This is a genomic window from Tropicimonas aquimaris, from assembly GCF_042676185.1.
Lineage (GTDB): Bacteria > Pseudomonadota > Alphaproteobacteria > Rhodobacterales > Rhodobacteraceae > Tropicimonas > Tropicimonas aquimaris.
Genome location: NZ_JBHTJT010000030.1, coordinates 171,424 through 194,788 on the forward strand (window position 1 = coordinate 171,424; position 23,365 = coordinate 194,788).

Below are 23,365 nucleotides of genomic sequence, written 5' to 3' on the forward strand. Positions count from 1 at the left end.
TGTTTGTTGGGCCGACCCTATCGCGTTTTGCCCTTGAATTGAAGCGTCGCGCGGGCCCCACAGGGCGGCCGGGGCGCTGCCCCGGACCCCGGGATATTTCGTGACAGAAGAAGGATATGGCGTGCGCCGGGAGCGGCGGGCGCGCCGGCCGCTAGCGCCGGCTCATGAAGTCGTGAAGCCGCTCCAGCCCCTCGGCGATGTCGGCGGTGGCGCGGGCATAGGAAAAGCGCAATGTGCCCTGCCCCCGGCGCGGGTCGAAATCGAGACCCGGTGTCACCGCGACGCCGGCCTGGTCGAGGATCTCGCGGCTGAAGGCGAGGCTGTCGGCGGTGAGGTCGGACACATCGGCATAGATGTAGAATGCGCCGTCCGGCGGGGCGATGCGGGTGAAGCCGGCCCTTGGCAGCCCGTCCAGCATCAGCCGGCGGTTCTCGGTGTAGACGGCGAGATTGGCCTGCAGTTCGGCATCGCAGTCCATCGCGGCGAGTGCGGCCACCTGGCTGGCATGGGGCGGGCAGATGAAGAGGTTCTGAGCAAGCCGTTCGTAGCGGCGCACCTCGGCCTCGGGCACCACCATCCAGCCGACGCGCCAGCCGGTCATCGAGAAATACTTGGAGAAGGAATTGATCACGCAGACGTCGTCGCTGATTTCGAGCGCGCTGATCGCCCGGCCCTCGTACTGAATGCCGTGGTAGATCTCGTCCGAGACGAAGGCCGCGCCGGTCTCCGCGGCGCGCGCGATCAGGCCGGCCAGCGCCTCGCGGGAGAGCATGGTGCCGGACGGGTTGGCGGGCGAGGCGACGATCAGGCCGGCAAGCCCGTCCGGCACATCTTCGGGCACCGGCTGCAGGCGGTGCTGCATGGCCGTCTGGATGCCGACCGGCTCCAGGCTCAGCGCTTTCAGGATCTGCCGGTAAGATGGATAGCCGGGCTCTCCCAGCCCCACCCTGTCGCCGGCCTCGAAGAGCGCGGTGAAGGCGAGCAGGAAGGCGCCGGAGGAACCGGGCGTCACGATCACCCGGTCGGGGTTCAGGTCGAGCCCGTACCAGTCGCGATAGAGCCGGGCGATGCGCTGGCGCAGCGCCGGAAGGCCGAGGGCGACAGTATAGCCGAGCGCCTCCGCCTCCATCGCCCGGGCTAGGGCCGCGCGGGCGCCGGCCGGTGCGGGCGTTCCGGGCTGACCGACTTCCATGTGAACGACCCGCCGCCCGGCCGCCTCGGCCTGCCGCGCCGCCTCCATGACATCCATCACGATGAAGGGATCGACCTCGCCACGCCTTGATGCCCGCATCGCTTTCTCCTTTACTCGACCCGTATTCTGCCCCGCGGGGCATATCTCAACCGGGGCGGGAGCATCAATGGCAGGGGGGATCGCGAAGAGGCTCGGCGCGCTGGCGGTGGCCGCGGCGTTGTCGCTGGCCGTGAGCCTGCCGGCCTCGGCACGCACGATCCTGCGCGATGCCGAACTCGAACGCTCGCTCCGGGAGTTGGCGCGCCCGATCATCGCCGCTGCCGGCCTCTCGCCCTCGCAGATCGACATCCTGGTGATGGAGGACAGCAGCCTGAATGCCTTCGTGCTGGATTCGGGAACGATCTTCATACACTCCGGCCTGCTGCTGAAGATGGAACGGCCGGAGATGCTGCAGGGGGTGATCGCCCACGAGGTCGCTCATATCGCCAATGGCCACCTCGCCCGCCGGCCGATCAACGCGCAGAACGCCCGCACCGCGGCGATGGCCGGCCTGGCGCTCTCCGCGCTGGTGGCAAGCCAGAGCCCGGCCGCGGCCGCCGGGCTGGCGATCGGCAGCCAGAGTTCGGCGCAACGGGTCTTTCTGAGCCACACGCGGGCGGAGGAGGCCTCCGCCGATCAATCGGCCCTTCGCTACATGGCGCGGGCCGGCGTGTCGCCGCAAGGCATGGTGGATGCGCTGGAGATATTCAACGGCCAGGAGGCGCTCTCCGCCGCGCGGCAGGATCCGTACGTGTTGAGCCACCCGCTGTCGCGAGATCGCTTGCGCGCAGCGCGGGGCCATGCCGCCGCGCAGGGCAAGGGGATCGAGGGCACCGATGCGGCCTCCGCCTACTGGTACGCCCGCGCCCATGCCAAACTGTCCGCCTACATGAGAAATCCGAGCTGGACGCTGCGGCGGATCGGCAAGGGCGACAGCTCCGACCCCGCGCTGATCGCGAGAGCCGTGGCCAACAACCAGGCGCGCCAGTTCCAGCCCGCGCTGGCCGCGGCCGACCAGCTCATCGCCAAGCGGCCCGACGATGCCTATGCCCACGAGCTGAAGGCCTGGATCCTGATGGAGGCGCGCCAGTTCGATGCCTCGGCCGCCGCCTATGCGCAAGCCGTGAACCTGGCGCCCAACGAGCCGCTGATCCTTGCGGAATACGGCAGCGCGCTTTTGGCTCAGGACACTGCCGCATCGAATGCGAAAGCCTTGGAGGTCCTCGAGCGGTCGCGCGCCCGAGACACGCTCAACCCGTCCGTCCTGCGCGACCTCGGTCTCGCCTATTCCCGGGCCGGCCAGCCTGGCATGGCCTCCGTCGTGACTGCGGAACGCTATGCGCTTGCCGGTCGGTTGCAGGATGCCGAAGTTCATGCCAAACGCGCCTCGGGGCTGCTGCCCCGCGGTTCCACCGGGTGGCGCCGTGCACAGGACATTGTGCTCGCGGCCGAGACCCAATCCAAAAGGAAAACCCGCCAATGAAAGCCCTTCCCCTCGCCGCCGCACTCGCGATCGGCCTTGCTGTTCCGGCCGCCGCGTCGGACCTCTCCGCCCTGACCGACGCCGAGCGGGACGCCTTCCGCGCCGAGGTCCGGGCCTATCTGCTGGAAAATCCCGAGGTGCTGATGGAAGCGATCGCTGTGCTGGAACAGCGCCAACAGGACCAGCAGGCGCAGGACGACGTGGATCTGGTGAAATCCAACGCAGCCGATCTCTTCGAGTCCGAGACCAGCTGGGTCGGCGGCAACCCGGACGGCGACGTGACCATCGTCGAGTTCACCGATTACCGGTGCAGCTACTGCCGCAAGGCCTTTCCGGAGGTTGAACAGCTGGTCTCCACCGACGGCAACATCCGCCTGATCCTCAAGGAATTCCCGATCCTGGGCGAGCAGTCGGTCCTGTCCACGCGGATGGCGCTGGCGACCCGAATTGCGCATGGCGACGAGGCCTACAAGGCGGCGCATGACGCGCTGATCGCCTTCCGTGGCGAGATCAACGACGTGACGATCCGTGCGATCGCCTCCGATCTGGGCCTTGAGGCCGATCCGATCATCGAGGCCATGGACAACCCTGAGATCGACGCCATCATCGCCGAGAACCACGCGCTGGCGCAGCGCATGCAGATCTCCGGCACGCCCACGTTCGTCGTCGGGGACCAGATGCTGCGCGGTTACCTTCCGCTTGAGAGCATGATGAACGTCGTGGAGCAGGTGCGCGAAGGCAGCTGAACCGCGCAACCCGTCATGCGAAACCGGTGCTTTGCCTGCGGTTGCCGTTTGGATAGGTTGTCCCCATAAGTCACGGCAAACCGTGGCGATCTACAGGATTGGGGACATGGCATCCGAAACCGCAGGTACCGCGACGGTACATTACCCGAGCTTCATAACGGAGCCCGGATCACCCGACGTGCTTTTCAACGTCGTGGTCATTTTCGTTTTGGTGCTCGTCTTCCTGATCGGCGCCTTCTACTTCCGGCTGCACGCCCTGCCCGAACAAATGGCGCATTCGAAGAGTCCGGCGCAGTACCAGCTCGTCGCAATCCTCGCGCTGATCGGCCTTTTCACCCACAACAACCTGTTCTGGATCGTAGCGCTGCTTCTGGCCGCGATCTCGGTTCCGGATTTCCTGACGCCGTTGCGGTCGATCGCGACGTCGTTGCAAAAGATGTCCGGCTCGGACCTGCCGGCACCGCCGGAAGACGCCCATGTAACCCGCGACACCCGCGCCGCAGCGACCGATTTCGTTGACCGCGACGCGTGGGAGGGCAAAGATGCTTGAGCTTCTCTTCTGCGGCATGTTCACGGTCCTGCCGGACTTTCTGTATCGCCGCTTCGTGCAGGGGCGGCGCATCGGCCACGAGATCACGCTGTTCTCGGTCTGGTACGAGCTGCGCTACGGCATCACCGCCTGCCTGATGCTTACTATCACGCTGATCACGATCGTCTTCTACTACCACCCCTCCACCACCGACGCGACGAGCTTCTTCCGGACGGTGACCGTGCTGCCGGAAGCCGGCGGACGCGTGAAGGAGGTCTTGGCCGAGAACGGCGCGCACGTGGACGCGGGCGACGTGCTGTTCAAACTCGACGACAGCTCGCAGCGGGCCGCCGTGGAAACCGCGAAACGGCGGGTCGAGGAGGTACAGGCCGCCTTCGTCGCTGCCCGGGCGGAGCTTGCGGCCGCCACCGGTCAAGTCACCCAGGCCGAGAACGCGGTGAAGCAGGCGCAGGAGGAGCTCGACCTGCGCGCCACGCTTCTGGCCGAGGGCAGCCCCGCGACCAGCACCCGCGAGGTCGAGCGATTGCAGAACACCGTTGCGGCCCGGCAAGGCACGCTGGACGCGACGATCGCGCAGCGGCAAGCGGTGGAAGCCAAGCTGAACGTCCAGCTGCCGGCCCAGCAAGCCAGCGCTGAAGCCTCGCTCGCCGAGGCCCAGACCCTGCTCGACAAGACCGTCATCTACGCGGCGATCAGCGGCGATCTCCAGCAGTTCGCCTTGCAGCCGGGGGATATCGTCAACCCGCTCCTGCGTCCGGCCGGCATCCTGGTCGCGTCCGACGTCGGCCATGGCGATTTCGAGGCCGGCTTCAAGCAGGTGAACGCCCAGCAGATCGAGGTCGGCATGATCGGCGAGATCACCTGCGCCTCCCTGCCCTACACAATCGTTCCGATGAAGGTGAACAGGGTACAGGGCTACGTTGCCTCCGGCCAGTTCCGCCCCAGCGACCAGCTTCTGGACATCCAAGACCGCGCCCGCCCCGGCACCGTTCTGGTGCGCATGGAGCCGCTCTTCGAAGGGGGCACGGAGCGCATCCTACCCGGCTCCAAGTGCATCGCGAACCTCTACACGAACAACCACGACATCCTGCACGGCGACGAAGACATCTCGACCGCGCGGTGGCTGTTCCTGCATGTCGTGGACACCGTGGGCCTGCTGCACGCGCTGATCCTGCGTATCCAGGCCTTGCTGTTGCCGGTCCAGACGCTCGTGCTGACAGGGCACTGAACGACACCGCAACAAACGAGAAACGCCCGGCATCTTCTGCCGGGCGTTATGTCTTGGGGCTTCGCGGCCCGGCCGTTATTCGGCGGCGTCGAGCGCGGCCTGAGCATCGAGTTCTGCGGCTTTCTGCTCAACCTGCTCGACGATGTGGTCGATCATCTGGTCGTTGCTCATCTTGTGGCTCTGCTTGCCTGCAAGATAGACCATGCCGCTGCCGGCACCGCCGCCGGTGAAGCCCACGTCGGTCATCAGCGCCTCGCCCGGGCCGTTCACCACGCAGCCGATGATCGACAGGCTCATCGGCGTCTTGATGTGCTCCAGCCGCTTTTCGAGGATCTCCACCGTCTTGATCACGTCGAAGCCCTGCCGCGCGCAGGACGGGCAGGAGATGATGTTGACGCCGCGGTGCCGCAGGCCGAGCGACTTTAGGATCTCGTAGCCGACGCGCACCTCCTCGACCGGATCGGCGGACAGGCTGACGCGGATCGTGTCGCCTATGCCCATCCAGAGCAGGTTGCCCAGCCCGATGGCGGATTTCACCGTGCCCGACATCAACCCGCCGGCCTCGGTGATGCCGAGGTGGATCGGGGCGTCGGTCTGCTCGGCCAGTTGCTGGTAGGCGGCTGCGGCCATGAAGACATCCGACGCCTTCACCGAGATCTTGAACTCGTGGAAATCGTGATCCTGCAGGATGCGGATGTGGTCCAGTCCGCTCTCGACCATGGCGTCCGGGCAGGGCTCGCCGTATTTCTCCAGCAGGTGCTTTTCGAGGCTGCCGGCATTCACGCCGATGCGGATTGAGCAGCCATGATCGCGCGCGGCCGAGATCACTTCCTTCACGCGGCTCGCGTCGCCGATGTTGCCCGGGTTGATCCGCAGGCAGGCCGCGCCGCTCTCGGCGGCCTCGATCGCGCGTTTGTAGTGGAAATGGATGTCGGCCACGATCGGCACCGGGCTCTCGGCGACGATCTCTTTCAGCGCCCGCGCGCTGGCCTCATCCGGCGTGGAAACGCGCACGATGTCCGCGCCCGCCTCGGCCGCCGCCTGCACCTGCGCGATGGTCGCCTTCACGTCGGTGGTGATCGTGTTGGTCATTGTCTGGACGGAGATCGGCGCATCGCCACCGACCTTGACCGACCCGACAGAGATCTGCCGGCTCTCGCGGCGGTAAATATTCCGCCAGGGGCGCACATGGTTGATCGACATGGAGGGCCTCCGATCCTGATGCTTGCGCCCTCTCTACCGGGACGCAATGGGCGGCGCAACGGCGTGCGCCCCGCCCCTCTCGAAGACGTGCGCCGCCTTATTGCTGGGCGGCGCCGGTATCGGCCGGATCGGCCTCGTTGGTCGGGAACAGCGCCGCCTGCGCCACCTCGACGGCCTTGCGGGCGTCTGCATCGGTGTCGGTATCCGCGAGCGCGAACTTCTCGGTCAGCGCAGCGGAGCTGAGCGCGATCTTGTCGACCACCGCCCCGTTGGCGCCGGCCGGGCCGTAGGTCTGGCCGTTCACGGCGAAATAGACCGCGCCCGCAGCACCGGTGCGCAGCGTCGGCGCAGCCTCGGTTTGCGGGACGACATAGGTATCGCCCGGGTTGAGGATCTTCTCCAGCAGGATCGACCCGTCGCCCGACCGCACGCGGACCCAAGCCGGCCGGACGGCCACGAGAACAACCTCGGGCACGTCTTCCGTGACCTTCGGAGTCATCGTGGCATCTTCCAGCGCTTCACCGACGGCGGAAGCGATCGCGGTGCCGGAAACGGAATAGGACTCGCCGCGATCTGGCATGGCATTGAGGAACTGCGGGTCAATCGGCAGGCCGGGCGCACGCTCGGTCGGGGTGACGGCGCTGGCCAATGCCCCTACGGTGCGCGGGTCGAGCGCGGCGATGGGACCGTCGCGGGCCACCATGACAGGCACGTCGAGCGCCTGCGGCCGGTAGAGCCGATCCAATGAATCCCGGGCGGAGGGCGCGGCGGCGGCGATCTCGGGCGCGGCATCTTCGTCCGGGCGGGTGACGCCGGCCAGCGGATCGACGGCGGCGATGGCAAGCGGGGCACGGTCGACCGGGGTGACCTGCACGCGCTGCACTTCCTGAAGGACGGACCAGCCGCCGTAGCCCACCGCCCCGATCAGGGCGAGCAGGACCAGCGTCGAGCCGATGGCGCGGGGTTCGATCTGCGCCAAGGGGCTGGCGGATTTGGGGGCAAAGGACACACGCGGGTCGGCAAAGGGATCATAGCCCTTGGCCTTTACCGTGGGCTGCTTGCGATAGACCGGCTTGGTGGAACTGGGCGGGGCGCCGAGCTTGTCCTTGGTCGAGGCGGAGACGAAATCCGCCTCGCGGCAGAAGGTTTCGAAGGCCCATTCCGGATCCAGGCCAAGATATCGGGAGTAGGATCGCACGTAGCCGGCGACAAAGCCGGGAGTCTCGAAAGCGGAAGCGTCCGCGTTTTCGATCGCCGCGATGAAAGATGCCTTGATTTTCAATTCGCGCTGCACATCGAGAAGCGACTTGCCCATGGTCGCCCGCTCGCCCCGCATCACGTCACCAAGACGGAGTTCGTAGTCGTCAAAGCCCTTTTGGAGAGCCTGTGCCTCTTCCGCCTTGGGCTGCTCCCGGCGCCCAATCATCTGCCCATCCTCGACTGCGTCAAATTTCTTGTCCCCTAGGGAGCAAATGATTCGACGTTTCACCTGCCCTTGGAATTAGGATAACACAGCCTTGTTAACAGCGCACTTGCAGAAACTTCAGGCGGACAATTCTGCGCGGTTCAATGCGCATTGCGACCACAGTCCGTCCATGGCGCGCACCAGTCCATCGAGCATCTCGGGCGTATGAACCGGCGACGGCGTGAAGCGCAGGCGCTCGGTTCCGCGCGGCACGGTGGGGAAGTTGATCGGCTGCACATAGATGCCGAAATCCTCCAGAAGCATGTCGGAGAGCTGCTTGCAGTGCACCGGATCGCCGACGATCACGGGCACGATATGCGATCCATGGTCAATGATCGGCAGGCCCATCGCCTTGAGCCGCGTCTTTAGGATGCGAGCGTGCAGTTGCTGCTTGTCCCGCAGCGCCTGGTCGGTCTTGAGGTGGCGAACGGAGGCCGCCGCACCCGCCGCGATCGCCGGGGGAAGCGAGGTCGTGAAGATGAAGCCCGGCGCGTAAGACCTTATGGCATCACACATCCTGGCGCTGGTAGCGATATAGCCACCCATCACGCCATAGGCCTTGGCGAGGGTGCCGTTGATGATGTCGACCCGGCCCATCAGCCCGTCGCGCTCGGCCACGCCGGCGCCCCGCGGGCCATACATGCCGACGGCATGAACCTCGTCGAGATAGGTCATCGCGTCGAATTCGTCGGCAAGGTCGCAGATTGCCTCGATCGGGCCGAAATCGCCATCCATCGAGTAGATCGACTCAAAGGCGATCAGCTTGGGCGCCGCCGGATCGTCGGCTTCCAGGAGCTCGCGAAGGTGGGCCACGTCGTTGTGGCGGAAGATGCGCTTGGCCCCGCCGTTGCGGCGAATCCCCTCGATCATCGAGGCGTGGTTGAGCTCGTCGGAATAGATGATCAGCCCCGGCAGCAGCTTGTGCAGCGTCGAAAGCGTCGCGTCGTTCGCTATATAGGCCGAGGTGAAGACAAGCGCGGTTTCCTTGCGGTGAAGGTCGGCGATCTCCGCCTCGAGGCGCTTGTGATAGACGGTCGTGCCCGAGATGTTGCGCGTGCCGCCGGAGCCCGCTCCGGTCGCGTCCAGCGCCTCGTGCATCGCGGCCAGCACAACCGGGTGCTGCCCCATTCCGAGGTAATCGTTGCCGCACCAGACGGTGATGTCCTTCTCGGACCCGTCCGGCTTGCGCCATACCGCACAGGGGAAGTTGCCCTTCTCGCGCTCGATGTCGATGAAGGTGCGGTAGCGACCTTCCTCGTGCAGCTTGTCGATGGCCTTCTCTGCGGCGGCGGCGTAGCGGGCTTTGTCAGTCACCTGGGTCAACCTCGGTTCTTGTTGGCGCGTTTCAACACAGTGCTTCACACTAAACGCCGGCGTTAACATTGACATGGCGCAAATTGACGCTCATCTGTCATTTATTGAATATGTTTTGTGCACTCATTTGTCGATTATGACAAGCCGGCAATCTGACGCCTTGCGTTCCGCGGCCGCCGCCTGACACCTCGACATGGCCCTGCCGCCATCGCCGCGATCGTATCCGAAGACCCCGGCCTTGTCCGAAATTGCCATCGCTTTCGGGGACGAAAGCTTGCGGTAGTCGCCATTGAAAGCCTTGGTGGCCTCGACGGAGAGCGTGAGCGGCTGAGCCTTGTAGCGCTTCGGCGTGATCGCCGCGACGATCACGCAGGGCTTGCCGGTCGTGCGGCGGGCATTGCAATTGTCCAGCGCGGCCTGCGTGGCGGCTTCGATGGAGTGGAAGTTCGCCATCGTCGACATGAGATTGGAACTGGTCGGCTCGCCGGGCGACACCGAGATCGCACCGTAATACGGGATCTGCGAGGCGACGGCCTTGAGCGCCTTGGCGACGGCAGCATCGACGAAGTCCAGGTTCTCGGCGACCTGTGCTTCCGCGCCCTTTTCGCTGAACAGCATCCCCTTGGCCGCGCGGCTGTCCACGGTCTGGGCGGTGGCGGCGGTGGCTGCAAGGGTTGCGGCAATGGCCAATTCGATGATCCGCATGTCGGGCGACTCCGTTTCTTCGGGGCGCAACCTATCCCGCCCGACCGCGGCTCGCCACCCCCCTCTGGACAGTCGGCTGCCCGGTGCTAGGGTCGCGCCAAAATTCCACAGGAGCTCCCCTAATGACAGACTCCCGCCTCGCCCCCGTGCTCGACCGCATCGATGCCGACCTGCAGGACGCGCTCGACCGGCTGATGACATTGCTGCGCATCCCGTCGATTTCGACCGACCCGTCCTACAAGGCGGATTGCGCCCAGGCGGCGGATTGGCTGGCGAAAGACCTTGCATCCTTGGGCATCGACGCCGCCACGCGGCCGACGCCAGGGCACCCGATGGTCGTGGGCCACGGTGGCGACGGCGCGGCCCATCTGCTCTTCTACGGCCATTACGACGTTCAGCCGGTCGATCCGCTGGACCTGTGGAAGACCCCGCCCTTCGAGCCCGAACTGCAGGACACCGAACACGGAAAGGTGATCCGCGGCCGGGGCGCCTCCGACGACAAGGGGCAGCTCATGACCTTCGTGGAGGCCTGCCGCGCCTGGAAGGCGGTGCATGGCAGCCTGCCCGCACGGGTGACCTTTTTCCTCGAAGGTGAAGAGGAATCCGGCTCGCCTTCGCTGATCCCGTTCATGCAGGAGCACGCCGAGGAACTCACGGCCGATCTTGCGCTGATCTGCGACACCGGCATGGTCGCGCCCGGCGTGCCTTCAATCGCTTCGCAACTGCGCGGCATGCTGAAGGACGAGTTCACCATTACCGGCCCGAGGATCGACCTGCATTCCGGCCATTACGGCGGCCCCGGGTTGAACCCGCTCAAGGAGATCGCCCGCATCGTGGCCTCCTTCCACGACGAGACCGGCCGGGTTGCGGTTGAGGGCTTCTACGAAGGCGTCCACGAGGTGCCGGAAGAACTGAAGCGCCAGTGGGAAAGCTGCGGCTTCGACGAGAAGACCTATCTCGACAGCGTCGGCTACAGCCAGCCGCACGGCGAAGAGGGCTACTCGACGCTTGAACAGCAATGGGCGCGGCCGACGCTGGAGGTGAACGGGCTCTGGGGCGGCTACATGGGCCCCGGCAGCAAGACGGTGATCCCCAGCAAGGCGCATTGCAAGATCACCTGCCGGCTCGTGGGCGACATGGACCCCGACAAGCTGCGCGAGAAGATCCGCGCCCATGTGGCCGAGCGGCTCTCGCCCGACGCCAAGGTGACCTGGGACAGCGATCTCGAAGGCTCGCCGGCGGCCGTGATGAACACCGCGCGCCCGGAATTCGAGGCCGCACGCGGCGCGCTCACCGACGAATGGGACCGCGAGGCGGTGTTTGTCGGCATGGGCGGCTCGATCCCGATCGCGGGGTATTTCAAGTCGATCCTCGGCATGGACGCGATGCTTATCGGCTTCGCCAATGATGACGACGCGATCCATTCGCCGAACGAGAAATACAACGTGGAGAGCTTCCACAAGGGCATCCGGAGTTGGGCCCGGGTGCTGGCGGCGCTCTCCGACAAGGGCTGATCCCGGCGAGAATGGCTTCGGGGCCGCCCGGCCCCGAACCAGAGCTTTCAAGAATTCGCCCAAAGGCCGTCGCAATCCCTTGCCATGATCCCGCCCGTCAGTCGCGCGGAAGAGGATCATGGCAAGCAGCAGATTCGACGAACGGCTTCAGAATCTCGCACAGGAGCGGACGGCTCCATCGGCGAAGCGCGCGCCCTCCGGGCCGATCCGTTCCTCCGGGAAGGAATCACCGCGCCCCCCTGCCCCCGATCCTGAAGTGTCCGATGGTTCCGCGAGCCGCCTCGGCCGCGCCGGCCCGCTCCTGCGGTTCACGCTCGGAGCGCTCTGGCTGTTCGCCACCATGCGCCTCGCAGCCGGAATGCAATCGATCCAGGACCACCTGAACGCCTCCCCGACCCTGCGCCCACACGAGGATCTCGTGATGGTGGCGGTGGTGCTCCTGATCGGCGCCTCGATGATCGGCTTTGCCTGGCGGATCAAGCGCACCGCCTTCCGGGCCTATCGCCGCGATGCGGGCTGGGCGCTTTCACTCGGCGCGGTGACGGGATTCGTGCTGGGGGTCGGACCGCAGGAAGTGATCGCCATCGCCATGGCCGACGCCGGCTTCTGACCCGGTCACCCGCGGCGAACTGCCATGCGCAACAGCTTGGCCAGGAGCAGCAGCCACGGCGTGCCATGCAGCAGCAGGTCGAAGATGTCGATCGGGCGGGAAAGCTCTCCCTGCCCCAGCATCCGCAGCTTTTCGACGACATGCGGTTCCGGCGTGAAAGGCGCCAGCCCGAGCGTCAGCGCGATCACCAGCAGCATGAGAAAGGACACCCTGTCCAGAATCGCCATCGCCCAGCCTCCCCTGCTGCCAGCGTCTTGCAAAACGCGCACGACCAAGGGCGACGTGCAAGCGTCCACCGTTTCAGCAGTACCGAGGTTTCCGATGACAAGGAAGAAGTGGCGCGGTTGACGGGGCTCGAACCCGCGACCTCCGGCGTGACAGGCCGGCACTCTAACCAACTGAGCTACAACCGCGCATGGCCCAGAGGGCCGGGTCTTCTTACCGCCTGAACGACGGGTGCCCTTGAGCCTCGAGAGGCGGACCCGGGCCGGGTCTGGCAGCGATGGCGCGGTTGACGGGGCTCGAACCCGCGACCTCCGGCGTGACAGGCCGGCACTCTAACCAACTGAGCTACAACCGCCCACTGCCCGCTGCGCAATACATCGCATCGCGCGGCGTGAGCGGCGTTCTAGGCTGCGCTGCGGGCGGCGTCAAGCAGCCATTTGCGGGGTTTTCTTCCCTCTGGCATTTCTCTTCCCCTGGCGGCGAGCGACCCGCAATGCGGCGCCTCACCGCTCCGGCAGCGGGATGAACTGCTCCGCATCATCTGGCGGCAGATGGAACCGCCCGTGTTCCCAGTCGCCCATGCGCCAGGCTTCCTTGGCCTCCTCGATCCGCTCTTTCGAGGAAGCCACGAAGTTCCACCAGATGTAGCGCGGCCCCTCGTGCGTTCGCCCCCGAGCAGCATCAGCCGTGCGCCCTGTGCCCCCGCCTTGATCGACACCCGGTCGCAGGGACGAAAGACCATCATTCGTTCTGCTTCGAAGACCTGCCCGGCAATGTCGACGCTGCCCTGAATCACGTATGCGCCCCGGTCCTCGTGATCCTTCGGCAGCGGGATCGCCGCCCCGGCCTCAAGCACCGCATCAGCATAGAACATCTCCGTCGCCGTCTTGCGCGGCGCCCGGTCTCCCCAGTCGGTGCCGAGTATCAGCCGCACCTGCTTGCCCTCCCCGTCGATTGCCGGAAGCTCTTCCTTTCCCGCGTGCTCGAAAGCCGCCGCATCGTCTTCGGCACCTTCGGGAAGCGCGATCCATGTCTGTGTGCCGAACATTTCGAAGGGCGCCTGGCGCATCTCGCCATCCGTTCGTTCGGAATGGGTGATGCTGTGGCCCGCCGTCATCATGTTGACCGCGCCGGGCTCGATCCACTGATCGACACCGAGGCTGTCGCGATGATGCATCCGCCCCTTGAAAAAAGTTTACGGTGGACAGCCCGATATGCGGATGCGGACGCACGTCGATCCCTTGTCCGGTCAGGAATTCCGCCGGCCCGACCTGATCGAAGAAGATGAAGGGGCCGACCATCTGCCGCTTTGGCGCCGGCAGCGCGCGCCGTACCTCGAAGCCGCCAATATCTCGCGCGCGCGGCACGATGACGGTTTCGACGGCATCACCGGTAGGAATGCCGGCGTCGAGCTCGGGGTTCCAGCTCCTGAGGCGTCTCCTGTTCAGCGTCTCAGCCAAGGTAAAGCGCGGCGACATTCGGACACAGCCCGCCGGCCGCGCAGTGCCTGTTCAACACCGCACGCCCGTGTGGCGTCCCGCACACTCAAAGAGGCAGCTACATTTCCAAAGCTGCGCGCGAGGACGCGGGAGCGCCAACACCGGCGCAGGGATCGAGCGCACGGCAATGGCCACGCTGCGAAGGCATTCATATTGTCTGGAGGATCAACAATTGGAGCGGGCGATGAGATTCGAACTCACGACCCTTACCTTGGCAAGGTAATGCTCTACCCCTGAGCTACGCCCGCGTCCTTTTGTTCTCCGGGCTTCTAGCGATGCCGCGGAGGGGGTGCAAGCGGAAATGCGATGCTGCGGCGCAAATCAGGATTGCCTCCGCCGGGCCGGCCCTGTGCGCCTTGTGCCGTGCGGCCCACAGAAGGCCGTCACCATGCGCGATGCCCTTGGATCGCGCTCCGACGGGCTGTAAGGAACGCGGGTCAGCGATCGGAGAGAACGCATGCGCAAGGCGAAAATCGAACGGGCCACCACCGAGACGAAGATCTCGGTCGAGGTCGATCTGGATGGCACCGGCAGCTACGACTGCCGCACCGGCGTCGGCTTTTTCGACCACATGCTGGAGCAGCTGGCCCGCCACTCGCTGATCGATATGACGATTCGCGCCGAAGGCGATCTGCACATCGACGACCACCACACCGTGGAAGACACCGGCATCGCGCTCGGGCAGGCGCTGACACAGGCGCTCGGCGACAAGCGCGGCATCCGCCGCTACGGCGCCTGCCTGCTGCCGATGGACGACACGCTGGTTCGGGCGGCGCTGGACCTGTCCGGGCGGCCCTACCTGGTTTGGAACATGGATTTCCCGACCCAGAAGATCGGCACCTTCGACACCGAGCTGGTGCGCGAGTTTTTCCAGGCGTTGTCGACCCACGGCGGGATCACGCTGCATGTCGACACCTTGCACGGGCTCAACAGCCACCACATCGCCGAGGCCGGCTTCAAGGCCGTTGCCCGCGCGCTGCGCGAGGCGGTCGAGCCCGACCCGCGCAAGGGCGATGCGATCCCGTCGACCAAGGGGACGCTCTGACATGTCCCTGACAGTCGTGGTCGACTACGAGAGCGGCAACCTGCACTCGGCGGAAAAGGCGTTTCAACGCATGGCAGCCGAGACCGGCGCCGGCGAGGTGATCATCAGCGGCCGGCCCGAGGACGTGGCCCGCGCCGACCGGATCGTGCTTCCCGGCGACGGCGCCTACCCGGCCTGCAAGGCGGCGCTGGAGGGACACTCCGGCCTTCAGGAAGCGATCGAGGAAGCCGTGCAGGTGCGGGGCCGTCCCTTCATGGGGATCTGCATCGGCATGCAGATGATGGCGAGCGTCGGCCGTGAATATCGCGACACGCCCGGCTTCGACTGGATCGCCGGCGAAGTCGTGCCGATCGTGCCCGACGATCCGGCGCTGAAGGTGCCGCACATGGGCTGGAACGACCTGATCGTGACCGGGAGCCACCCGGTGCTGGAAGGGATCGAGACCGGCGATCACGCCTATTTCGTCCACTCCTACCAGGTCGTCGTGCGCGACCCGGCCGAGCGGCTCGCCTATGCCGAGTACGGCGGCGAGGTCACCGCGATCATCGGTCGGGACACCATGATCGGCACCCAGTTCCACCCGGAGAAGAGCCAGCATGCCGGCCTCCGGATGATCGCCAACTTCCTGACCTGGGCACCTTGAGCCCAGCCGGTGCCGGCGCTGCTGAATGGGCGTGCCGGGACCAAACCGAACAATGGCTGCAATCGCAAAAATGGCCCAGATGTGGGGTCTTGTGGGTTTACTCAGTTGGAAACCCGTTTGAGGACTACGGCCGTAACACGCCCTCGCGTGCCTCAGTCGACCACGGCCGAGTCTCAATGACCTAGAACGCCCCGGCGGGACGAGGGCTGATCGAATCGTTCACAGATCGGGAACGATCGTCCAGTATCGGCGCGTTGCAAACTCAACTGTTAACGGAGGGGGGATTCAAATGTTCAAGTTCGTTCAAATCTCGTTCGCGACAATCGCTCTTGCAGCGTCGTCGACGGCCGTTGTTGGCCAGGAGATCTATGCTGAAGTTGCCGGATGGAATGTCCGCGTCAGCGAAGGGCTCAAGGGCTGCGCCATCGAAAGGACCGATGCCGACGGTTTCCAGACCCAGATTGGAATCGACGGCAACGAAGAGCTTGGCTACCTGGCGCTCTTCACGCTCGCTGACGCGGGCATCGACAGCCGCGACACGATCATCACCCATTTCGATCTCGACGGTGAGAAGTTCGAAGGCGGTTCGGTCAGAAAAGTCGATGGCGCCTACCAGGGCGGCTACGTCTACTTCAACAATCCGAAGTTCGCCTACGATCTTGCGAAGAAACAGACCTTGACCATCACGGCGGAGAGCGGCCGCGAAATCGTTGTCGACCTGACCGGCACGAACGACGCGATGAAGGTGCTCGAGGAGTGCCAGGCCTCCCAGATGTAATCGGGTCGCCAGGAGAAATGCTGGAAGGCGCGGCTTCTCGATGAAGGTCGCCTTCCGGATCGACGGAACCGCTCTGTTGCAGAAAGCCGGCAGGCCGTGGGCCGTTTCGCCCGCCCACGGCCTTGCCCCATAGATTACTGTGCCCTGGTCCAGGTCTGGCCGCGACAGATCGGACCGACGCAGCCCGAGACCTTGAGCGTGTCACCGGACAGGCTCATCTTGGAGCTGTAGGTCTTGTCGCGGTCCGGGGCCCAGATCTTGCCGCCGGAGTACTTGCCGCCGCCGTTCGCCGCCATGTCCCAGATCATCCGCTTGCCGACCTTGTCCGAGGCGATAGGCTTGCCGGAGCCGTCGAAGGCCTTGCCGAGGGTGCCGCAGATCTGTCCGCCGCAATCGGCGATGGTGACATGGGCGAAGTTGCCGTCGTCGCCGGGCTCCGTCTTCCAGGTTCCGAAGACCGGATCGGCGGTAGCGGCGCTCGCCAGCAGAATCAGCCCGGCGGCTGCCGTTGCAATGCGTTTCATGGTGTGTCCTCCCGTTGCTGGCGCCAGCCTGTCGCGCAAGCGGCCCGGCGATCAACAATGACGTCCCGTCGCTTTGCATCTCCCCGCGCGCCGTGGCAGAAGCCCACCCGAAACAACAGCCCGGACCACGACCATGATCCTCTATCCCGCCATCGACCTGAAGGACGGTAACTGCGTACGCCTGCTTAAGGGCGACATGGACAAGGCCACCGTCTTCGGCAGCGACCCAGCCGCACAGGCCCGTCAGTTCGAGGAGGCCGGCTGCGAGTGGCTGCACCTCGTCGACCTGAACGGCGCCTTTGCCGGCGAACCGGTGAACGCCGCGGCGGTGGAGGCGATTCTCGCCGCCGTCTCGGTGCCGGTCCAGCTCGGTGGCGGCATCCGCACGCTCGAGACCATCGAGATGTGGCTGAAGAAGGGGGTGAGCCGGGTGATCCTGGGCACGGTTGCGGTGGAGAACCCCGAGCTTGTACGCGAAGCTGCCCAGCTCTTCCCGGGCCGCGTGGCCGTGGGGCTCGATGCGCGAAACGGCAAGGTCGCGACGCGCGGCTGGGCCGAGGAGACCGACATGACCGTGACCGATCTCGCCGGTCGGCTGGAGGATGCCGGCATTGCCGCGATCATCTACACCGACATCGACCGCGACGGCGCCATGCAGGGGCCGAACGTCGAGGCCACGGCCGCCCTCGCCCGCGCCACGACGATCCCGGTGATCGCCTCCGGCGGGGTGTCTTCGCTGGCGGACCTGATCGCCCTGCGCGACGCGGTGGGCATTTCCGGCGCGATCTCGGGCCGGGCGCTCTATGACGGCGCCATCGACCTGCGGGAGGCGCTGGCCGCCCTCTAATTTCCGGCCGCTGCTGCCGTGAGCTTGGACAGGGCCCCGGCCATCATGCCGAGGTAAGGCGCGTCGTCAGCGATATCCATGTCGTCGAACATCTCCTCCGGCTCCTGGTAGGCAAGCCAGACATTGCCCTCGCCGTCCTCGTAGACCAGCACCCGCAGCGGCAGCACGAGGCCGGCCAGAGGGTCGTCCTGCATCGCGGGCGTTCCGAGCTTGGGGTTGCCGAAGACCAGCAGCTGCGCATCGGCAAGCTCCATATCGACCGAAGCCGCCCCGGCGGCGTGGTCGACCCGGGCAAAGACCGTGGCGCCGGCATTGCCGACAGCGGCCTCGAGAGCATCCATCGTGGCACCGACATCCGACGCGGACTGGACCCGAACGAAATCGTCGTCATCGGCCATGGCGGTCGTTGCCATCGTAACGGCAAGGGAGGTCGCAGCGAGCAGTTTCAAGGCGGATGTCCTCTCGTTTCCGGTGGGCGCTTTCCCATGCTCCAACACTCTGGCCTCTTGCACCGAATGACCATAAAAGATCGCGTGATCACCCGAGGACCGCATTTCCCATGCTCAAGACCCGCATCATCCCCTGCCTGGACGTCAAGGAAGGCCGTGTCGTCAAGGGCGTGAACTTCGTTGACCTGGTCGACGCCGGCGATCCGGTGGAAGCCGCCAAGGCCTATGACGCCGCCGGCGCCGACGAGCTGTGCTTCCTCGACATCAACGCCACCCACGAGAACCGCGGGACGATGTACGACCTCGCCACGCGGACGGCCGAGCAGTGCTTCATGCCGCTGACCATCGGCGGCGGGGTGCGCACGCCCGAAGACGTGCGGGCGCTGCTGCTTGCCGGGGCGGACAAGGTGAGTTTCAACTCCGCCGCCGTGGCCAACCCGGATGTGGTGGCGAAATCGGCGGAACGCTTCGGCAGCCAGTGCATCGTGGTGGCGATCGACGCCAAGACGGTGAGTCCCGGCAAGTGGGAGATCTTCACCCACGGCGGCCGCAAGCCCACGGGCATCGATGCGGTCGACTTTGCACGAACGGTGGTGGCCAAGGGAGCGGGCGAGATCCTGCTGACCTCTATGGACCGCGACGGAACGCGCGCCGGGTTCAACCTTCCGCTCACGCGGGCGATCTCGGATGCCGTCCACGTGCCCGTCATCGCCTCCGGCGGCGTCGGCACGCTCGACCACCTCGTCGAAGGCGTGACCGAGGGCGGGGCCAGCGCGGTGCTCGCCGCCTCGATCTTCCACTTCGGGGATTTCACCATCCGCGAGGCCAAGGAACATATGGCGGCAGCGGGCATTCCCGTGCGGCTGAACTGATCCGGCCAAGGACCGAGGCCCTACCCGGCCGCCGCGGCTTCTCTGGACAGAAGAAGGACATGACATGAGCGCCCTGTATCGACTGGCCGAGACGATCGAAGCCCGCAAGGGCGCGGACCCGGAAAGCTCCTGGACCGCCAAGCTCCTCGCCAAGGGGCCGGAGAAATGCGCCGAGAAATTCGGCGAGGAGGCCGTCGAAGCGATCATCGAGGCGGTCAAGGGCGACCGCGCGCGGCTGGTCAGCGAGGCGGCCGATTCGCTGTATCATCTGCTGGTCATGTGCGCGGCACGCGATGTCGGGCTCGCGGAGATCGAGGCGGAACTCGCCCGCCGCGAAGGCCGGTCGGGAATCGAGGAAAAGGCCGCCCGCTAGGCCACTTGGCTCCGGATCTGCGCGAGGCTCATGGAGCCGAAGAGACGGGGAAGCTCGACCTTCGGGCAGCGATCCTGAACCCCCGTGACGCCGCGTGCCTGCGCGAGCGCCGCGGCCTCGGGGTTGCGTACGCCGATCTGCATCCAGACGGTTTTGAGCCCGGGCAGACTTTCGAGCGCCTCGTCGACGACCGGCAGAACCTGTTCCGACCGGCGGAAGATGTCGACCATGTCCACCGGCGCGTCGATCTCGGAAAGCCGCGCAACCACCCTTTCGCCAAACAGCGTACCGCCGGCCTGACCGGCATTGACCGGAATCACCCGATAGCCCCGAGCGCGCAGGAACTCCGACACGTAGTGGCTCGGCCGCTCCGGGCGCGGCGATGCGCCGACGCAGGCGATGACGCGGGTGCGTCGAAAGATGTCACGCAGGATATCGTCGGACGGGATCACGGGATGTGCAGCCTTCCATCACAAGAAAAAGGCGCCCGGGTTCAATCGCCGGGCGCCAGTACGGAACGAGGGACAGTGCAGCAGGTTGCGTATGTTCCAGATCCGCAACCCGTACAATGAATGTAGTTACGCAAACGCCACATCCAAGGGCCTGAAAGCAGGCCATAACGCGTTTGTTACTAGGCATGCCTTCGGGACCATCGAGGCGGGAATACGGCGCTCAGTCGAACAAGTCTCCCAGTTCGTCGAAGGCATCCTCGAACAGATCCTTGAGCCAGGATTTGCGCTTCTTCTTCGACTTGGGCTTCCGTTTCGGCCGGTCGCGCAACTGACCTCGCGACGGGAGGGGTACTGGCGTCCGGGCTGCGGTTTCCGCGGGCAAGCTCTTCAATTGGCGCAGCGGGGCGCCGCAGGCCGAACAGACGAGTTCATGCCGGTCGCTGCCCAGCACGAGGGCAGCCCGGGTGCCGCAATAGCAGCATGTGGCGATCTTCGTTGTTCGGTGCATGCGTCAGCCCTGATCTTGCTTCCTCGTAGCATATAGGGCGACTGCGGCCGCATTGGAGACGTTCAGCGAGCCGAACGCGCCGGCGGCGGGAATACGAACGATCTGGTCGCAGGTCTTGCGGGTCCGGTCGCGCAATCCAGGCCCCTCGGCGCCCAGCACCAGCGCAAGCGGGCGATCGGCATGGGCCGCCGCTGCCTCCGCAAGGTCCCCCTCCCCGTCGCCGTCCAGACCGATCAGCACGTAGCCCATGTCCCGCAGCACTTCCATGCTGTCGGCCAGGTTCCGCACCCGCACATAGGCCTGACGCTCCAGCGCGCCCGACGCGGTCTTGGCAAGGGCACCGGTCTCCGGCGCGGAATGGTGATGGGGGGCGATCACGGCGCGGGCCCCGAACACCTCGGACGAACGCAGGATGGCCCCGACATTGTGCGGATCGGTCACGCGGTCGAGCAGCACGAGACGCGGCGCGCCCTGCCCGGGCTCGCAGAGATCCTCGAATTTGCCCCAGTCCAGCGGCTTTACCTCGAGCGCAGCGCCCTGGTGCACCGACCCCGGGTCGAGCGGTACGGGAAACTTCCGCGGATCGGCAATCTCGGGCTCCATGCCGCTTTCGGCGATCGCCTCGGCCAGCTTGTCGGCGGCGTTGCGCGTCACCACGAGCCGCAGCCGCACCCGCGCCGGGTTGCAAAGCGCGTCCCGAACCGCGTGCAGGCCGAAAAGCCAGAGCGTTTCCGCCGCGGCGGCCCTGCGGGCGCGTTCCTTGTCGATCACCCAGGAGGGTTTCTTCATCACAGCCATCCTTTTCCTCCCCCTGCCCCTGCCCCGCGACGGGAGAAATGGCAAGCCTCCCTGCAAGGATGGCCTCTTCTTGGCGAAAATACCCCCGCCGCAGGCATGAAATCATCTGCGAGCGCTGGACGACGCTCCTTCGAAGGTGGTTTGAGCCACGCTGGGTCGAAACGGCATCAGCTCTCGCTCGGCGCACCGGTTCTGGACCGGCAGGGACCGAAGAGCACGGCGAGGAGGAGGATCAGACCGGAGGTGGTGGCGATCATCCCGGCCGCGCTGACCGCATTCGTCCCTCCCAGCCACAAGGGGCCATAGCCGGCCAGCACGTAGCCCAGCACGGCCGAGATCACCGCGAAGACAACCGACCAGGCGATCTGCATCTCAAGCCGGTTCGTCATCAGCCGGGCAGCGGCCGGCGGACAGATGAACATCGCGATGACGATGATCGAGCCCACCGCATCGAAAGCCGCGACAGCCGCCACCGCCGAGACGACCACCAGCGCCATGCCAAGCGCGCCGGTGCGAATGCCGAGCCCCTGGGCGAAGCCTTCGTCGAAGGTGGAGATCTTCAGCGGTCGCCAGAACAGCCAAAGGAAGACGGAAACGCCGATCAGGGTGATGAATATCCGCCCCAACTCGGGGGGCAGGCCGGCGAGCGCCACGGGATCGAGCAGGGAGCCCCAGCCCATCGCATCGAGCCAGATCAGGGATTCGAGGTTGCCCATCAGCGCATGCTCAACGTCGAGGTGGACGGTCGATGTGTCGGACCGCTCCAGCAACAAAACCCCGCCCGCGAACATTGCCGTGAAGACCACGCCCATCGCGGCGCCGGTCTCGATCCGGCCAAGGCGGCGGATCGCCTCGATCAGCACCACGGCGAGGATGGAGGCGAGTGCCGCCCCGATCATCATCGGCCAGGCCGTCACCGTGCCGGTCACCAGGAAAGCCACGACGATCCCCGGCAGTACCACATGGCTGATCGCGTCCCCGATCAGCGCCTGCCTGCGCAGCACGAGGAAGTTGCCCGGAAGCGCGCAGGCGACGGCGGTGAACACCCCGATCAGGATCGGGGTCAGGCTCAGGGGGACGAATTCCGCGCCGCTCATGCCGGCACCTCCCTCGGGCCGCCGATCCTGTCGTCGATCTCGGCGATCTGGTCTGGGGTCAGCACGGTCTCGATGTCCCGCAGTCCGTCATGCAGGCTGGAGACCTCCTCGTAGTCGGGCGATCTGTGCACCACCTGCCAGCGGTGCTCATCGCGCAGGGCGCGGGCCGCACGGGCGCGGCCGGCCTCGGTCGGGATGCCGTCCGGGCGGGCCAGACCCTCGCGGGCGAGAAGCCGGATGGTCAGCGGCTCGTAGACCGGCTGTCCCTGTGCGAGCGCCAGCAGCCCCTGTCGGATGTGAACCCTGCGCTGGAACTGGCGGTGGCGGAGATAGGCAGCAAGCACGCCTCGCTCGGGCGCGAAGAACAGCGAGATCACGAAGAGCCCAAAGCAGACAAGGACGATGATCGGGCCTGTCGGCAGCGCCGGGGCCGAAGCCGAGATCGCCGCCCCGAGAAAGCCCGAAAGCCCGCCGATGACGCCCGCATAGGCCACCACGCGCTCGCTGCGCTCGGTCCAGAAACGCGCGGTGACCGGCGGAATGATCAGCAGCGCCACGATCAGGATCAGCCCCACGATCTTAAGGCCGACCACCGTCACCGCCAGAACGAGGCCCATGGTCATCAGGTCCACCCGGTCCGGATCGACACCGATGGAGCGCGCGTAATCCGCATCGAAGGCCACCATCGTCATCGGCCGGCGCAACAGCAGGACAAGCGCCAGCGTCAGCGCCCCGCCCGTCGCGATGATCACCGCATCCTGCATCAGCATCCCGGCCGTGGAGCCGAGCAGCAACCCGTCGAGCCCCGCCTGGCGTCCCGCCTGCATGTTCTGGATCACGGTCAGAAGGACGACGCCGAACCCGAAAAAGGCCGACAGAACGGCCCCGATCGCAGAATCCTCGGCCAGACGCGTGCGGCGCGTGATCGCCTGCACGCAGAGCAGGCCGATCCAGGCCGAAAGCGCCGAGCCGACCATCAGCCCCGCCAGGTTGCGCCCGTCGCCCCCAAGGGCAACCATCGCGATGAAGGCGATGCCCACGCCGGGCAGGGTCGCGTGGCTGATCGCATCGGCGACCAACGCCCGCTTGCGCAGGAACAGGAAGGTGCCGGTGACACCGGCGGAAATGCCCAGCAAGGCGGCCCCGACCGCGACGAGGGTCGCGTTGTAACCCAATTGCAGTGTCAGCGCCTCGAGGAACATCGGG

25 protein-coding genes, 3 tRNA genes and 1 pseudogene are annotated in these 23,365 nt (G+C 66.1%); 12 read left to right on the forward strand and 17 right to left on the reverse strand.

Features of this window, described 5'->3' with window-relative positions; genetic code table 11:
* Positions 1–151: 151 nt before the first annotated feature.
* Positions 152–1,291, reverse strand: a complete 1,140-nt coding sequence (locus tag ACFQ2S_RS14385) for a pyridoxal phosphate-dependent aminotransferase (protein WP_386075461.1) — start codon at positions 1,289–1,291, stop codon at positions 152–154.
* A gap of 67 nt (positions 1,292–1,358) precedes the next feature.
* Between ACFQ2S_RS14385 and ACFQ2S_RS14390 the strand changes: the two genes are divergently transcribed.
* From ACFQ2S_RS14390 to ACFQ2S_RS14405, 4 genes are all read left to right on the forward strand, one after another.
* Positions 1,359–2,714: a M48 family metalloprotease gene (locus ACFQ2S_RS14390; RefSeq protein WP_386075463.1), complete on the forward strand. Its 1,356-nt coding sequence runs from the start codon at positions 1,359–1,361 to the stop codon at positions 2,712–2,714.
* Entirely contained in the window at positions 2,711–3,460 is a 750-nt protein-coding gene (locus ACFQ2S_RS14395; RefSeq protein WP_386075464.1) for a DsbA family protein, read from the forward strand. Before ACFQ2S_RS14390 ends, ACFQ2S_RS14395 begins: the two co-directional genes overlap by 4 nt.
* A gap of 106 nt (positions 3,461–3,566) precedes the next feature.
* Positions 3,567–4,010, forward strand: a complete 444-nt coding sequence (locus tag ACFQ2S_RS14400; protein ID WP_386075466.1) for a hypothetical protein — start codon at positions 3,567–3,569, stop codon at positions 4,008–4,010.
* Positions 4,003–5,238 (forward strand): HlyD family secretion protein, encoded by a 1,236-nt coding sequence (locus ACFQ2S_RS14405; RefSeq protein ID WP_386075467.1) that lies wholly within the window; start codon positions 4,003–4,005, stop codon positions 5,236–5,238. Before ACFQ2S_RS14400 ends, ACFQ2S_RS14405 begins: the two co-directional genes overlap by 8 nt.
* Positions 5,239–5,313: 75 nt before the next feature.
* Here ACFQ2S_RS14405 and ispG read toward each other — a convergent pair whose 3' ends face one another.
* From ispG to ACFQ2S_RS14425, 4 genes are all read right to left on the reverse strand, one after another.
* Complete coding sequence (gene ispG / locus ACFQ2S_RS14410; RefSeq protein ID WP_386075469.1) at positions 5,314–6,441, reverse strand: flavodoxin-dependent (E)-4-hydroxy-3-methylbut-2-enyl-diphosphate synthase; 1,128 nt, start codon at positions 6,439–6,441, stop codon at positions 5,314–5,316.
* 97 nt (positions 6,442–6,538) lie between these two features.
* Positions 6,539–7,867: a helix-turn-helix domain-containing protein gene (locus ACFQ2S_RS14415; RefSeq protein ID WP_386075471.1), complete on the reverse strand. Its 1,329-nt coding sequence runs from the start codon at positions 7,865–7,867 to the stop codon at positions 6,539–6,541.
* Between the two features lie 117 nt (positions 7,868–7,984).
* Positions 7,985–9,220, reverse strand: a complete 1,236-nt coding sequence (gene hemA / locus ACFQ2S_RS14420; protein ID WP_386075472.1) for a 5-aminolevulinate synthase — start codon at positions 9,218–9,220, stop codon at positions 7,985–7,987.
* A 123-nt stretch (positions 9,221–9,343) separates the two neighbouring features.
* Positions 9,344–9,925, reverse strand: a complete 582-nt coding sequence (locus ACFQ2S_RS14425) for a 5-aminolevulic acid synthase (protein WP_386075473.1) — start codon at positions 9,923–9,925, stop codon at positions 9,344–9,346.
* Between the two features lie 122 nt (positions 9,926–10,047).
* Between ACFQ2S_RS14425 and ACFQ2S_RS14430 the strand changes: the two genes are divergently transcribed.
* Both ACFQ2S_RS14430 and ACFQ2S_RS14435 read left to right on the forward strand, forming a co-directional pair.
* Complete coding sequence (locus tag ACFQ2S_RS14430; protein ID WP_386075475.1) at positions 10,048–11,439, forward strand: dipeptidase; 1,392 nt, start codon at positions 10,048–10,050, stop codon at positions 11,437–11,439.
* A gap of 256 nt (positions 11,440–11,695) precedes the next feature.
* On the forward strand, positions 11,696–12,049 hold the full coding sequence (locus ACFQ2S_RS14435) for a hypothetical protein (protein ID WP_386075477.1): 354 nt from the start codon (positions 11,696–11,698) through the stop codon (positions 12,047–12,049).
* A 5-nt stretch (positions 12,050–12,054) separates the two neighbouring features.
* Here the strand turns inward: ACFQ2S_RS14435 and ACFQ2S_RS14440 are convergent, their stop codons facing one another.
* From ACFQ2S_RS14440 to ACFQ2S_RS14460, 5 genes and pseudogenes are all read right to left on the reverse strand, one after another.
* Positions 12,055–12,276 (reverse strand): RND transporter, encoded by a 222-nt coding sequence (locus ACFQ2S_RS14440; protein WP_386075478.1) that lies wholly within the window; start codon positions 12,274–12,276, stop codon positions 12,055–12,057.
* Between the two features lie 109 nt (positions 12,277–12,385).
* Positions 12,386–12,462 (reverse strand) — tRNA-Asp (locus ACFQ2S_RS14445).
* 90 nt (positions 12,463–12,552) lie between these two features.
* Positions 12,553–12,629, reverse strand: a tRNA-Asp gene (locus ACFQ2S_RS14450).
* A 148-nt stretch (positions 12,630–12,777) separates the two neighbouring features.
* A pseudogene (locus ACFQ2S_RS14455) lies at positions 12,778–13,752 on the reverse strand (pirin family protein).
* 194 nt (positions 13,753–13,946) lie between these two features.
* Positions 13,947–14,021: transfer RNA gene (locus tag ACFQ2S_RS14460), tRNA-Gly, on the reverse strand.
* Between the two features lie 209 nt (positions 14,022–14,230).
* Between ACFQ2S_RS14460 and hisB the strand changes: the two genes are divergently transcribed.
* The 3 genes from hisB to ACFQ2S_RS14475 all read left to right on the forward strand — a co-directional run bounded on the left by hisB (position 14,231) and on the right by ACFQ2S_RS14475 (position 16,239).
* A complete protein-coding gene (gene hisB, locus ACFQ2S_RS14465) occupies positions 14,231–14,818 on the forward strand; it encodes an imidazoleglycerol-phosphate dehydratase HisB (RefSeq protein ID WP_089232638.1) in 588 nt (195 codons plus the stop codon).
* Position 14,819: 1 nt separating this feature from the next.
* A complete protein-coding gene (gene hisH / locus ACFQ2S_RS14470; protein WP_089232637.1) occupies positions 14,820–15,461 on the forward strand; it encodes an imidazole glycerol phosphate synthase subunit HisH in 642 nt (213 codons plus the stop codon).
* A 289-nt stretch (positions 15,462–15,750) separates the two neighbouring features.
* Entirely contained in the window at positions 15,751–16,239 is a 489-nt protein-coding gene (locus ACFQ2S_RS14475; RefSeq protein WP_386075481.1) for a hypothetical protein, read from the forward strand.
* 134 nt (positions 16,240–16,373) lie between these two features.
* Here the strand turns inward: ACFQ2S_RS14475 and ACFQ2S_RS14480 are convergent, their stop codons facing one another.
* A complete protein-coding gene (locus tag ACFQ2S_RS14480; protein WP_386075483.1) occupies positions 16,374–16,763 on the reverse strand; it encodes a DUF2147 domain-containing protein in 390 nt (129 codons plus the stop codon).
* A gap of 133 nt (positions 16,764–16,896) precedes the next feature.
* Here ACFQ2S_RS14480 and hisA point away from each other — a divergent pair, with 133 nt between their 5' ends.
* On the forward strand, positions 16,897–17,610 hold the full coding sequence (gene hisA / locus ACFQ2S_RS14485) for a 1-(5-phosphoribosyl)-5-[(5-phosphoribosylamino)methylideneamino]imidazole-4-carboxamide isomerase (protein ID WP_386075485.1): 714 nt from the start codon (positions 16,897–16,899) through the stop codon (positions 17,608–17,610).
* Here hisA and ACFQ2S_RS14490 read toward each other — a convergent pair.
* Positions 17,607–18,023: a DUF302 domain-containing protein gene (locus ACFQ2S_RS14490; RefSeq protein WP_386075530.1), complete on the reverse strand. Its 417-nt coding sequence runs from the start codon at positions 18,021–18,023 to the stop codon at positions 17,607–17,609. The two genes, hisA and ACFQ2S_RS14490, sit on opposite strands and share 4 nt — an antisense overlap.
* Positions 18,024–18,169: 146 nt before the next feature.
* On the opposite strand from ACFQ2S_RS14490, the gene hisF reads away from it, so the two are divergent.
* Both hisF and ACFQ2S_RS14500 read left to right on the forward strand, forming a co-directional pair.
* Positions 18,170–18,931, forward strand: a complete 762-nt coding sequence (gene hisF / locus ACFQ2S_RS14495) for an imidazole glycerol phosphate synthase subunit HisF (RefSeq protein WP_386075487.1) — start codon at positions 18,170–18,172, stop codon at positions 18,929–18,931.
* A 64-nt stretch (positions 18,932–18,995) separates the two neighbouring features.
* Entirely contained in the window at positions 18,996–19,304 is a 309-nt protein-coding gene (locus ACFQ2S_RS14500) for a phosphoribosyl-ATP diphosphatase (RefSeq protein WP_089232632.1), read from the forward strand.
* Here the strand turns inward: ACFQ2S_RS14500 and ACFQ2S_RS14505 are convergent.
* The 5 genes from ACFQ2S_RS14505 to ACFQ2S_RS14525 all read right to left on the reverse strand — a co-directional run bounded on the left by ACFQ2S_RS14505 (position 19,301) and on the right by ACFQ2S_RS14525 (position 23,361).
* Positions 19,301–19,753, reverse strand: coding sequence for a CoA-binding protein (locus tag ACFQ2S_RS14505; RefSeq protein WP_386075532.1), 453 nt, complete (start codon positions 19,751–19,753; stop codon positions 19,301–19,303). The genes ACFQ2S_RS14500 and ACFQ2S_RS14505 overlap by 4 nt on opposite strands.
* Positions 19,754–19,976: 223 nt before the next feature.
* A complete protein-coding gene (locus ACFQ2S_RS14510) occupies positions 19,977–20,207 on the reverse strand; it encodes a hypothetical protein (RefSeq protein WP_386075489.1) in 231 nt (76 codons plus the stop codon).
* A gap of 60 nt (positions 20,208–20,267) precedes the next feature.
* Positions 20,268–21,053: a 23S rRNA (guanosine(2251)-2'-O)-methyltransferase RlmB gene (rlmB, locus tag ACFQ2S_RS14515; protein ID WP_386075491.1), complete on the reverse strand. Its 786-nt coding sequence runs from the start codon at positions 21,051–21,053 to the stop codon at positions 20,268–20,270.
* A gap of 176 nt (positions 21,054–21,229) precedes the next feature.
* Entirely contained in the window at positions 21,230–22,159 is a 930-nt protein-coding gene (locus ACFQ2S_RS14520) for a metal ABC transporter permease (RefSeq protein ID WP_386075493.1), read from the reverse strand.
* A complete protein-coding gene (locus ACFQ2S_RS14525) occupies positions 22,156–23,361 on the reverse strand; it encodes a metal ABC transporter permease (protein ID WP_386075534.1) in 1,206 nt (401 codons plus the stop codon). Before ACFQ2S_RS14525 ends, ACFQ2S_RS14520 begins: the two co-directional genes overlap by 4 nt.
* Positions 23,362–23,365 lie beyond the last annotated feature (4 nt).